This window comes from Leclercia adecarboxylata (assembly GCF_035787115.1).
Classification (GTDB): domain Bacteria; phylum Pseudomonadota; class Gammaproteobacteria; order Enterobacterales; family Enterobacteriaceae; genus Enterobacter; species Enterobacter adecarboxylatus_E.
Genome location: NZ_JALKTL010000002.1, coordinates 601,985 through 613,162, shown reverse-complemented (window position 1 = coordinate 613,162; position 11,178 = coordinate 601,985). Strand labels below are relative to the sequence as shown.

The 11,178-nt window shown below is 59.1% G+C and carries 11 protein-coding genes; 8 read left to right on the top strand and 3 right to left on the bottom strand.

What is annotated here, in order from left to right; genetic code table 11:
• Positions 1–10: 10 nt before the first annotated feature.
• The 3 genes from kdpB to kdpF are packed head-to-tail and all read right to left on the bottom strand — an operon-like array spanning position 11 to position 3,846.
• On the bottom strand, positions 11–2,059 hold the full coding sequence (gene kdpB / locus MXM41_RS10370) for a potassium-transporting ATPase subunit KdpB (RefSeq protein WP_325931767.1): 2,049 nt from the start codon (positions 2,057–2,059) through the stop codon (positions 11–13).
• A gap of 18 nt (positions 2,060–2,077) precedes the next feature.
• Positions 2,078–3,757, bottom strand: coding sequence for a potassium-transporting ATPase subunit KdpA (gene kdpA, locus MXM41_RS10365; protein ID WP_325931764.1), 1,680 nt, complete (start codon positions 3,755–3,757; stop codon positions 2,078–2,080).
• Entirely contained in the window at positions 3,757–3,846 is a 90-nt protein-coding gene (gene kdpF, locus MXM41_RS10360) for a K(+)-transporting ATPase subunit F (RefSeq protein WP_325931762.1), read from the bottom strand. Before kdpF ends, kdpA begins: the two co-directional genes overlap by 1 nt.
• A gap of 308 nt (positions 3,847–4,154) precedes the next feature.
• Between kdpF and MXM41_RS10355 the strand changes: the two genes are divergently transcribed.
• The 8 genes from MXM41_RS10355 (at position 4,155) to MXM41_RS10320 (ending at position 11,176) form a co-directional block, all read left to right on the top strand.
• Positions 4,155–4,361, top strand: a complete 207-nt coding sequence (locus MXM41_RS10355) for a YbfA family protein (RefSeq protein ID WP_325931922.1) — start codon at positions 4,155–4,157, stop codon at positions 4,359–4,361.
• Between the two features lie 583 nt (positions 4,362–4,944).
• The gene (gene phrB / locus MXM41_RS10350) at positions 4,945–6,357 is read left to right on the top strand and encodes a deoxyribodipyrimidine photo-lyase (protein ID WP_325931759.1); all 1,413 of its coding nucleotides are present in this window, start codon (positions 4,945–4,947) and stop codon (positions 6,355–6,357) included.
• Between the two features lie 10 nt (positions 6,358–6,367).
• Positions 6,368–7,111 (top strand): type 2 GTP cyclohydrolase I, encoded by a 744-nt coding sequence (locus MXM41_RS10345; RefSeq protein ID WP_325931757.1) that lies wholly within the window; start codon positions 6,368–6,370, stop codon positions 7,109–7,111.
• Between the two features lie 14 nt (positions 7,112–7,125).
• Positions 7,126–7,782, top strand: coding sequence for a 5-oxoprolinase subunit PxpB (gene pxpB, locus MXM41_RS10340; RefSeq protein ID WP_325931755.1), 657 nt, complete (start codon positions 7,126–7,128; stop codon positions 7,780–7,782).
• On the top strand, positions 7,776–8,708 hold the full coding sequence (gene pxpC, locus MXM41_RS10335) for a 5-oxoprolinase subunit PxpC (RefSeq protein ID WP_325931753.1): 933 nt from the start codon (positions 7,776–7,778) through the stop codon (positions 8,706–8,708). Before pxpB ends, pxpC begins: the two co-directional genes overlap by 7 nt.
• Positions 8,698–9,432, top strand: a complete 735-nt coding sequence (pxpA, locus tag MXM41_RS10330; RefSeq protein WP_325931921.1) for a 5-oxoprolinase subunit PxpA — start codon at positions 8,698–8,700, stop codon at positions 9,430–9,432. The genes pxpC and pxpA overlap by 11 nt, the downstream gene beginning before the upstream one ends.
• A gap of 41 nt (positions 9,433–9,473) precedes the next feature.
• Complete coding sequence (locus MXM41_RS10325) at positions 9,474–10,184, top strand: DUF969 domain-containing protein (RefSeq protein ID WP_325931751.1); 711 nt, start codon at positions 9,474–9,476, stop codon at positions 10,182–10,184.
• Positions 10,181–11,176, top strand: a complete 996-nt coding sequence (locus MXM41_RS10320) for a DUF979 domain-containing protein (protein ID WP_325931749.1) — start codon at positions 10,181–10,183, stop codon at positions 11,174–11,176. The genes MXM41_RS10325 and MXM41_RS10320 overlap by 4 nt, the downstream gene beginning before the upstream one ends.
• Positions 11,177–11,178: the final 2 nt, after the last annotated feature.

The window sequence follows — 11,178 nt, the reverse complement described above, 5'->3', positions numbered from 1 at the left end:
GATTTTCCTCTTAAACCAGCCCGCACAGGGTGAGCACGACATCGATGGATTTAATACCGATAAAGGGCACCACCAGCCCGCCCAGACCATAAATCCACAGGTTGCGACGCAGCATGGCGGCGGCGGTGAGCGGCTTGTAGCTCACGCCTTTCAGCGTCAGCGGGATCAGGAAGATAATGATCAGCGCGTTGAAGATCACCGCGCTCAGGATTGCCGAGGCGGGGGAGTGCAGCTGCATCACGTTCAGGGCATTCAGCTGCGGATAGGTCGCCGCGAACGCTGCCGGGATAATGGCGAAGTATTTCGCCACGTCGTTGGCGATGCTGAAGGTAGTGAGCGAGCCCCGGGTCATTAACATCTGTTTGCCGATATGCACCACTTCAATCAGCTTGGTCGGGTTGGAGTCGAGGTCGACCATATTTCCCGCCTCTTTTGCCGCCTGGGTGCCGGAGTTCATTGCTACCGCCACGTCCGCCTGGGCGAGGGCCGGGGCGTCGTTGGTCCCGTCGCCGGTCATTGCCACCAGCCGTCCTTCGCCCTGGTACTGGCGGATCAGTGCAAGTTTGGCTTCCGGTGTCGCTTCCGAGAGAAAGTCATCCACCCCGGCCTCGGCAGCAATGGCGGCGGCCGTCAGGCGGTTATCCCCGGTGATCATCACCGTTTTGATGCCCATTTTGCGCAGCTGGGCAAAGCGCTCCTTGATCCCGCCTTTAACAATGTCCTTCAGGGCGATGACCCCCAGCACGTTTGCACCTTCCGCCACTACCAGCGGCGTGGCGCCCTGGCGCGCAACGTTTTCCACCAGCGTATCGACCTGCCGCGGGAAGTGGCCGTGGTTGGCCGCAATATGGCGGCGAATGGCGTCCACCGAGCCTTTACGGATCAGACGATCCTGTAGGTTAATACCGCTCATCCTGGTTTGCGCCGTGAAGGGAACAAAGGTGGCATGCAGGCTCTGTCCGTCACGCTGGCGCAGGTTAAAGCGCTGCCTCGCGAGAATGACGATGCTGCGGCCCTCCGGGGTTTCATCCGCCAGCGAGGCCAGCTGTGCGGCGTCGGCCAGCGTTATTTCGTCCACGCCGGGGGCGGGAAGAAACTCAGAGGCCTGGCGGTTGCCCAGAGTGATGGTGCCGGTTTTATCCAGCAGCAGCACGTCGACGTCGCCCGCTGCCTCAACGGCCCGGCCGCTGGTGGCGATGACGTTGGCCGCCAGCATCCGGCTCATGCCCGCCACCCCGATGGCTGACAACAGCCCGCCGATGGTGGTGGGGATCAGACAGACCAGCAGGGCAACCAGCACCGTGACGCTTACTGCCGTACCGCCATATGCTGAGAAGGGCCACAGGGTCGCCGTTGCCAGCAGGAAAACGATAGTCAGCGCGACCAGTAGAATGGTCAGGGCAATCTCGTTAGGGGTTTTGCGGCGTCGGGCGCCTTCCACCATGGCGATCATCCGATCGAGGAAGGTTTCACCCGGGTTGACGCTACACTGGATCACCAGCCAGTCCGAAAGAATACGGGTCCCGCCGGTGACGGAGGCAAAATCACCGCCGGACTCACGGATAACCGGCGCGGATTCCCCGGTGATGGCGCTCTCATCCACCGAGGCACCGCCTTCGATGACCTCCCCGTCGCAGGGGATAATATCCCCGGCCTCAACCAGCACAATGTCGCCTTTGCGCAGCGCATCCGCCGGAACGGTATCCGTAGCGGCACCGTATTTTGCTTCGCGCAACTTACGGGCAAACGCCGTTTTCTGGACCCCTTTCAGGCTGTTGGCCTGCGCTTTGCTGCGCCCTTCCGCCAGCGCTTCAGCGACGTTGGCAAACAGCACGGTGAACCACAGCCACAGGCTGATTGCTGCGGTAAAGGTAGCGCTCCCGGCCAGTAATCCGCCCGCCATGGCAAGGGCGAGCAGGGTGGTCAGCAGGCTTCCCAGCCAGACGATAAACATCACCGGGTTACGCCACTGCACGCGCGGATCCACTTTTTTTATCGCATCCATCAGCGCCTGGCGAACCAGTGAGGGTTCAAGCAGGGACAGTTGCTTACGACTCATGACGACTACTCCGTAAAATCAGCGTAAAGAGAGATGTTCCGCAACCGGGCCTAATGCGAGGGCGGGAATAAAGGTGAGGGCACCCACCAGCAGGACGGTGCCGATCAGCAGACCTACAAACAGCGCGCCGTGGCTGGGCAGCGTGCCGCCAGAAGCAGGCTGGCGGGTCTTGTTCACCAGCGATCCGGCGATCGCCATCACCGGTACAATCACCCCAAAACGGCCGATTAACATGCAGAACGCCAGCAGGCAGTTCCAGAAAGGCGAGTTGGCGCTCAGGCCCGCAAAGGCGCTCCCGTTGTTGTTAGCCGCCGACGAAACCGCGTACAGCACCTCGCTGAAGCCGTGAATGCCGGGGTTGAAGATGCCGCTGCGTCCGGCGTCGGTTATTAATGCCAGCGCGGTACCGGACAGCACCAGCGACGGGGTAACGAGAATTGCCAGCGCGGTCAGCTTCATTTCCCGCACGTCGATTTTTTTACCCAGATATTCCGGGGTACGTCCAATCATCAGCCCGGCGATAAATACCGCCAGCAGCACAAACAGCAGCATGCCGTAGAGGCCCGATCCGACGCCGCCAAACACCACTTCACCAATCTGCATCAGCCACAGTGGGATCATCCCGCCCAGCGCGGTGAAGGAATCGTGCATGGCGTTGACCGCCCCGCAGGAGGCGGCGGTGGTGACGACCGCGTACAGGCTGCTGGCGAGAATGCCAAAGCGGCTCTCTTTGCCTTCCATGTTGCTGTTGCTGTCCGCGCCGAGCAGCATAAAGTGGCTGTTACCCTGCCATTCGGCCCACATCACCAGCGCCGCGCAGACCACAAAGATGGCGGACATGGCCCAGAGGATCGCATGCCCCTGGCGGCGATCGCTTACCGCCTCGCCAAAGGCAAAGCAGAGTGCGGCGGGGATCAAAAAGATCGCCAGCATCTGCACGGCGTTCGTCAACGCGGTCGGGTTTTCAAAGGGGTGCGCGGAGTTGGCATTAAAGAAGCCGCCGCCATTAGTACCCAGCATTTTGATCGCTTCCTGGGAGGCTACCGGCCCCATTGGCAGCAGCTGGCTGGCTCCTTCCAGCGAGGTAAACGGCTGATAAGGCAACAGGTTCTGCAACACACCCTGCTGCATTAACAGCAGCGCGATGACCAGCGACAGCGGGAGTAGCACCCACAGGGTGATGCGGGTCAGATCAACCCAGGCATTACCCAGCGTGGTGATACTCTGGCGGGCAAAAGCGCGGGTCAGGGCGAAGATCACCGCGATGCCGCTTGCCGCAGAGAGGAAGTTTTGTACCGTCAGGCCCGCCATCTGGCTGAAATAGCTCAGGGTGGTTTCACCGGCATAGGACTGCCAGTTGGTATTACTGACAAAACTGACGGCGGTATTGAGCGCCAGATGCCAGGAGAGGCCCGGGAGCTGCTGCGGATTAAGTGGCAGCGCCCCCTGGAGCATCAGCATGACGAAAAGTACGACCAGGCCCACCCCATTTAATAGCAGGATAGCGAGCAGGTAGTATCGCCAGCCCATTTCATCCGTGCGGATCCCGAGCAGGCGCAGTAAGCCTGCGTCAACGGCCTGTAACCCGGGCAGCGGCAGGCCGTTAATCATGCGGGCCAGCCACATCCCCAGCGGGCGGGCCAGAATAAAAAGCACCAGCAGGAAGCTGGCAATAAGCAGAAATCCCTGGGCAGCCATCAGAACGCCTCCGCGTTTAGCAGGGCATAAATCAGATACCCCAGTAACAGCAACACCAGCGCGATGCCCGCAAACATACCTGCACTCACAATTCACCTCCGGGTGAAATTAGTCATGGTGCAAACGGTAAATTTTCTGGCGCAAAGATTTCGCAAAAATCAGACGGGGAGATGTAAAAAAAGTATAAAAATGGCTAAGACCATAATTTAACTAATGGTTAGTATTAATTTAACTTTTATGTAACTAAATTACAGCGTGAAGTGTAAAGATCCGTTTTTCCGATCAAAATAGTGGTCGGATGAGTAGTAAAATTACAGCCAAAGCGTTACTATTTTCATCAGTTAATCAGTTTTACTTTTCCGGAGAAGGTTTCCGGCCAGAGAAAGGGGAGAAAATGATGGAACTTTACAAAGCGTATCCGGCACATATCGTTTTTATTCGCCGCACTCTTGCTGTGTTAGCGGGTGTTCTGGCGTTACCAGTGATGCTTTTCTGGAAAGACCGTGCCCGTTTCTACAGCTATCTGCATCGCGTATGGGCTAAAACCAGTGATAAACCGGTGTGGATGGATCAGGCTGAAAAAGCCGTTTGTGATTTTTATTAAGAAAGACTACACACAGCAATTGCAGTAATAAAAAACCGCCACAGCAATGTGGCGGTTTTTTTATCCCCCGGGATTCGCGGTCCGTAGGGTGGTGTTAAACAAGCTCTACCAGAGAAGGCTATCATAGCCGGTACCGACCCCGGGTAAAATGTGGAAAATCTAAATGAATTCTGAAAGGCCTGTGTCGGTCTGCCGAGGAAAAGGATGTTGATTATGATGTATCGTCCCTTTCCGCCATCTCGCAAATGGGCACCGGTCCCGGGAAAGGTGTATCCACAACCGTAAAATAAGCTCTACCAGAGCTTGTTTCTGCCGGATTATCACCGGTGGTGAACGGTGGAGCGGTTAGTTTGCAGGGACCGCATATGAAACGCTATCTGTGTATCGCGTTCATTGTCGCCAGCGTTTTTGTGGTAAGAAGTGACGACCCAGCCGGGTTCGTTGCCCTTGCTGCATTTACGCAGGACAAGTAGCGTTAAGGCCGCCATCAGGGCGGCCTTTTTTATTCCAGTATGGCTACACTTGTTAAAGCGAAGTATCCTCGGTGACTTGTAGATGTTACAGACGATAATACTGGAGTGTTATGGCCACCCATCTGGTCTGGTTTCGCGCCGATCTGCGCATCCACGATAACCTTGCGCTTGCCGCCGCCTGTCGCGACAAAAATGCCCGCGTGCTGGCGCTTTTCATCGCCACGCCTGAGCAGTGGCAGCAACACGCCATGGCGCCGCGCCAGGCCGCGTTTCTTCACGCCCATCTCAAGAGTCTGCAGCAGCAGCTGGCCGACAAAGGCATCCCGCTATTGTATGAGCAGGTGGCTGATTTTGCCGCCCAGAGTGAAAAAGTGGTGCAGCTCTGTGCTGAGCAGGGCGTGACTCATCTTTTCTATAACTACCAGTACGAACTGAACGAGCAGCAGCGCGATCGCCAGCTGGAGCACGTGTTGCAGGACGTCACCTGTCAGGGGTTTGATGACAGCGTGATCCTGCCTCCCGGCAGCGTCATGACCGGCAATCACGAAATGTATAAGGTCTTTACGCCGTTTAAAAATGCCTGGCTGCGGCGGCTGAAAGAGGGGCTGCCCGAATGTGTGGCGGCGCCTGCCGTTCGCGAGGGGGAAAACGTCTCCCCGTCGGCGCTGGAGTTCGATTATCCACAACAGGCATTCGATACCGACCTCTTTCCGGCGAGCGAGAAAGCGGCGATTGCCCGCCTGCGCCAGTTCTGCCAGCAGGGTGCAGGGGAGTATGAGGCGCAGCGGGATTTCCCGGCAGTGGACGGTACCAGCCGCCTCTCCGCCTGTCTGGCGCTGGGCGTGCTCTCGCCCCGCCAGTGCCTGCACCGGTTGCTGGCAGAACAGCCGCAGGCGCTGGAGGGTGGGCCGGGTGCGGTATGGCTTAACGAGCTTATCTGGCGAGAGTTTTATCGTCATCTGATGACGTATCATCCTGATTTATGTAAATATCGACCATTCATTCGCTGGACTGATAACGTCCAGTGGCAGTCTGACGATGCGCAGCTGAAAGCCTGGCAGGAAGGGCAGACCGGCTATCCCATCGTCGATGCAGCCATGCGCCAGATGAATGAAACTGGCTGGATGCACAACCGCCTGCGTATGATCACCGCCAGTTTTCTGGTCAAAGATCTGCTTATCGACTGGCGTGCCGGGGAACGTTACTTTATTTCGCAGCTGATCGATGGCGACCTCGCCGCAAACAACGGTGGCTGGCAGTGGGCGGCGTCGACCGGAACCGATGCAGCTCCCTATTTTCGTATTTTTAACCCGACAACTCAGGGACAGAAGTTTGATGCCGACGGCGTGTTTATCCGCCGCTGGCTGCCGGAACTGGCCGCCGTGCCGGACAAGGCGATCCATGATCCCTGGACATGGGCGGACAAGCAGGGCGTTACCCTCGACTATCCACGTCCGGTTGTCGACCATAAACAGGCGCGCGTTGCCACGCTGGCTGCGTATGAAGCCGCCCGTAAAGCATAAGGGAGTAATAATGAAAAACAGTGAACTGGAACGACTGATTAACGACAAACTGAACAGCACCAGCTTCAGTGACTACGCACCGAATGGCCTGCAGGTGGAGGGGCGCGAGAAGGTGCAAAAGATTATTACCGGCGTGACCGCAAGTCAGGCGCTGCTGGATGAAGCGGTGCGCCAGAATGCCGATGCGGTCATCGTTCACCACGGCTATTTCTGGAAGGGGGAATCCCCGGTTATCCGCGGCATGAAGCGCAACCGTCTGAAAACCCTGCTGGAAAACGACATCAACCTTTATGGCTGGCATCTGCCGCTGGATGCGCACCCGGAACTGGGCAACAACGCCCAGCTGGCGGCGCTGCTGGGGATTACCATCATGGGGGAAATCGAGCCGCTGGTGCCGTGGGGCGAACTCTCCATGCCGGTACCGGGTCTGGAGCTGGCGTCGTGGATCGAAGCGCGGCTGGGGCGTCGTCCACTGTGGAGCGGCGATACCGGGCCGGACACGGTAAAACGTGTCGCCTGGTGTACCGGCGGCGGGCAGAGCTTTATTGACAGCGCGGCGCGTTTTGGCGTCGATGCGTTTATCACCGGCGAAGTCTCTGAGCAAACCATTCACTCCGCCCGTGAACAGGGGCTCCATTTTTATGCCGCAGGTCACCATGCCACTGAACGCGGCGGCATTCGCGCCCTCAGCGAATGGCTGACTGAAAACACCGACCTGGATGTCACCTTTGTGGATATCCCTAATCCAGCCTGATGAGAGGTATATAAGTGCAGCGAGCACGTTGTTATCTGCTAGGCGAAACCGCCGTTGTGCTGGAACTGGAGCCGCCGGTGACCCTGGCGACGCAAAAACGGATCTGGCGATTAACTCAGCGACTGGGTGACGTTCCTGAAGTGGTGGAGGCCATTCCCGGGATGAATAACATCACCGTGGTGCTGCGCGATCCCCATTCGTTGGCGCTGGATGCCATTGAGCGTCTGCAGCGCTGGTGGGAAGAGAGCGAGGCGCTGGAGCCTGACTCCCGCGCTATCGACATTCCTGTCGTCTACGGCACCGCTGCGGGCCCCGACCTTGGCGAAGTGGCGCGGCACGCCGGGCTGACCGAGAAACAGGTCGTGGAGCTTCATTCATCCATTGATTATGTGGTCTGGTTTTTAGGCTTTCAGCCGGGCTTTCCGTATCTCGGCGGCCTGCCTGAGCAGCTGGCGACGCCACGTCGCGCCGAACCCCGTCTGCAGGTTCCTGCGGGGTCGGTGGGAATTGGCGGGTCGCAGACCGGCATTTATCCCCTGGCCACACCCGGCGGATGGCAGCTGATTGGGCACACCTCTCTGCCGTTGTTCGACCCCGGTCGCGGCGAACCGGTGCTGTTGCGTCCGGGCGATACCGTGCGGTTTATCCCGCAGAAGGAGGGGGTATGTTAAAAATTATTCGCGCAGGGCTCTATACCTCGGTCCAGGACGGCGGACGGATCGGTTTTCGCCAGTCGGGGATCAGCTACTGTGGCGCGCTGGATAAACCGGCATTGCAGATTGGCAACCTGCTGGTGGGCAATGATCCGGACGACGCCGCGCTGGAGATCACCCTTGGGCAATGCACCTTCGAATTTGAGCGGGACGGCTGGTTTGCCCTGACCGGAGCGGGCTGCGACGCCCGGCTTGACGGCGCTGCAGTCTGGACCGGCTGGCGTCTGCCGGTGAAAGCCGGACAGCAGCTCACCCTTAATCGCCCCCGTCGCGGCATGCGCAGCTATCTGGCGATTGCGGGCGGGATTGATGTGCCGTTGGTCATGAATTCCCTGAGCACCGACCTGAAGGTGGGCCTGGGCGGGCATGAAGGGCGTCTGCTGAAAGATGGCGATCGCCTGCAGGTTCGGGCCGGCGGGCGCGAATTTCGTGAAGCCCAGGGCGTGAAGCAGCTGCTGTGGGATAACCGTGTGCGCGCCTTGCCGGGACCGGAATATCACGAGTTCGATCAGGCCTCGCAGGATGCGCTCTGGCGTCTGCCCTGGCAGCTCAGCCCGCAAAGTAACCGTATGGGCTATCGTCTGCAGGGACAAAAACTGGCGCGCACCACCGAGCGTGAAATGCTCTCGCACGGACTACTGCCAGGCGTCATTCAGGTGCCGCACAACGGACAGCCTATCATTCTGATGAACGATGCCCAGACCACCGGCGGCTATCCGCGGATCGCCTGCATCATTGAAGCCGATATGTACCATCTGGCGCAGGCTCCGCTCGGACAACCGATCCACTTTGTCCCCTGTACTCTCGAAGAAGCCCTGGAGGCGCGACGCATTCAGAAGCAATACATTGAACAGCTGGCGTGGAGGTTGCATGATCGCGGTTGATTTAAATGCGGATTTAGGTGAAGGGTGCGGCAGCGATGCCGCGCTGTTACAGCTGGTGTCGTCAGCCAATATCGCCTGCGGATTTCATGCCGGTGATGCCGAAACGATGCTGGCCTGCGTGCGCGAAGCGCTGAAAAACGGGGTGGCCATCGGGGCACATCCCAGCTTCCCTGACCGGGAAAATTTTGGCCGCACGGCCATGATCCTGCCCCCGGAGACGGTGTTCGCACAAATGTTGTACCAGATTGGCGCCCTGGCGGCGATCGTTCGCGCCGAAGGGGGACAACTGCGACACGTTAAGCCCCACGGTATGCTCTATAACCAGGCGGCGAAGGATCGCGAGCTGGCCGATGCGATTGCCCGTTCTGTCGCTACCGTTGATCCGGATCTGATTCTGGTCGGCCTGGCGGGGAGCGAGTTGATACGCGCGGGAACGCGCTACGGCCTGATTACGCGGGAAGAGGTGTTTGCCGATCGCGGTTATCAGGCCGATGGCAGTCTGGTGCCACGTACCCAGGCCGGGGCGCTGATCGCCGATGAAGAGCAGTCGCTGGCGCAAACCCTGGAGATGATCCAGCGCGGGCGGGTGAAAAGTATTACCGGTGAATGGGCCACCGTGCACGCACAGACGGTCTGCATCCACGGCGACGGTGAACATGCGCTGGACTTTGCCCGACGCCTGCGTCAGGAATTTGAAGCAAACAATATAAAAATCAGTGCGTAACGCACGGCGGAAAACACAACACAAACAACAGGAACATTATCATGGCAGAGACGCTGTCCCTCTGGCCACTCATCGGTATCGCGGTGATTGTGGTCGGGTTTCTTTTACGCTTTAACCCGGTGCTGGTGGTTATTGTCGCCGGGATCGTCACCGGCCTGGCGGCGCATATGCCGGTCGCCACTATTCTGGAAAAGCTGGGCGAAGGCTTCCTGAACACCCGCAACCTGCCCTATATCCTGCTGATCCCGCTGGCGGTGATTGGTCTGCTGGAGCGCCACGGTCTGAAAGAGCGTGCTCAGGCGTGGATCGCGAAGATCCATAGCGCTACTGCCGGGCGTCTGCTGATCGTCTATCTGTTTGTTCGCGAAGCGTCAGCGGCGATGGGGCTGACCAGCCTGGGCGGGCATCCGCAGATGGTGCGCCCGCTGCTGGCGCCGATGGCGGAAGGGGCCGCAGAGAAGAAATATGGCGAGCTGCCGGGTGCGGTGCGCTATCGCCTGCGCGCCATGTCGGCGGCCACCGACAATGTCGGGCTGTTCTTTGGCGAAGATATCTTTGTGGCCTTTGGCGCCATCATCTTTATGCATAACTTCATGCTGGAATCCGGCGGCATTCAGACCGAACCGCTGCATATTGCCCTGTGGGGGATCCCGACCGCGCTCTGCGCCTTTGCGATCCACGCCACCCGCCTGTACCGCCTGGATAAGCATCTGGAGCGCGAGCTGGCCAAAGTACAGGGAGATGTGAAATGAATTTTCAGCAAAGTTATCTCTACTGGCTGGCAGGCCTGATCCTGCTGATTGTGGCGCTGATGTCGTTTCGTGATAAAGCCAACCCCAGGCGCATCACTACCGGTTTGTTCTGGGGCATTTACGGCCTGCTGTTCCTGCTGGGCAACTGGACCTACGATCTGGTGGGCGATAAGCGCACCGTGCATATCGCGGTGGGTGTGGCGGTGGTGCTGCTGGCGCTGATCGCCGGTTTCGGCGGCGTGCGGCTCGGCAGCTATCACCAGCGCACGCCAGAAGAGCGCGAGAGTAGCGCGAAGCGTCTGGGCAATCGCCTCTTTTTACCGGCGCTGGCCATCCCGGTGGTGACGGTGGTGGGCGTGCTGATGTTTAATCACATTCCGGGCCTGCAGGAGACGCTGTTCGGGCCGGGCAATCACTCGACGCTGGTGACGCTCTTCTCCATGACCGTCGGCTCGCTAATTGGCCTGGCGATGGCGGTCAAAATGACCCATGAAAAGGTGCATCAGCCCCTGCAGGAGGCGCGCCGTCTGCTCGACTCCATTGGCTGGGCCTTTATTCTGCCGCAGATCCTCGCCACCCTTGGCCTGCTGTTTACTGCCGCCGGCGTCGGGGAAGGGATCTCTTACCTCACCCAGACGTACCTGGCAGTGGACAGCCGGTTTATCGCGGTGGCGGTCTATGCCGTGGGCATGGCGCTGCTGACCATGGTGATGGGCAACGCCTTCGCCGCGTTCCCGATTGTTACCGCCGGGATCGGTATTCCCATCCTGGTACTGCAACACGGCGGTAACCCGGCAGTGATGGCGGCGATTGGCATGTTCTCCGGCTACTGCGGCACGCTGATGACGCCGATGGCGGCCAACTTTAACATCGTGCCCGCCGCGCTGCTGGAGTTGCCCGATAAAAATGCGGTCATCAAAGCGCAGGTCCCTACCGGGGTGCTGCTGCTGGTAGCCAACGTATTCCTGCTCTACTTCCTGATGTTCCTGTAAGG

What these genes read in the sequence shown, in the direction of transcription:
- kdpB (WP_325931767.1), bottom strand. Translation starts at nt 2,059, where the DNA reads ATGAGTCGTAAGCAACTGTCCCTGCTTGAACCCTCACTGGTTCGCCAG.
- kdpA (WP_325931764.1), bottom strand. Translation starts at nt 3,757, where the DNA reads ATGGCTGCCCAGGGATTTCTGCTTATTGCCAGCTTCCTGCTGGTGCTT.
- MXM41_RS10355 (WP_325931922.1), top strand. Translation starts at nt 4,155, where the DNA reads ATGGAACTTTACAAAGCGTATCCGGCACATATCGTTTTTATTCGCCGC.
- phrB (WP_325931759.1), top strand. Translation starts at nt 4,945, where the DNA reads ATGGCCACCCATCTGGTCTGGTTTCGCGCCGATCTGCGCATCCACGAT.
- MXM41_RS10345 (WP_325931757.1), top strand. Translation starts at nt 6,368, where the DNA reads ATGAAAAACAGTGAACTGGAACGACTGATTAACGACAAACTGAACAGC.
- pxpC (WP_325931753.1), top strand. Translation starts at nt 7,776, where the DNA reads ATGTTAAAAATTATTCGCGCAGGGCTCTATACCTCGGTCCAGGACGGC.
- MXM41_RS10325 (WP_325931751.1), top strand. Translation starts at nt 9,474, where the DNA reads ATGGCAGAGACGCTGTCCCTCTGGCCACTCATCGGTATCGCGGTGATT.
- MXM41_RS10320 (WP_325931749.1), top strand. Translation starts at nt 10,181, where the DNA reads ATGAATTTTCAGCAAAGTTATCTCTACTGGCTGGCAGGCCTGATCCTG.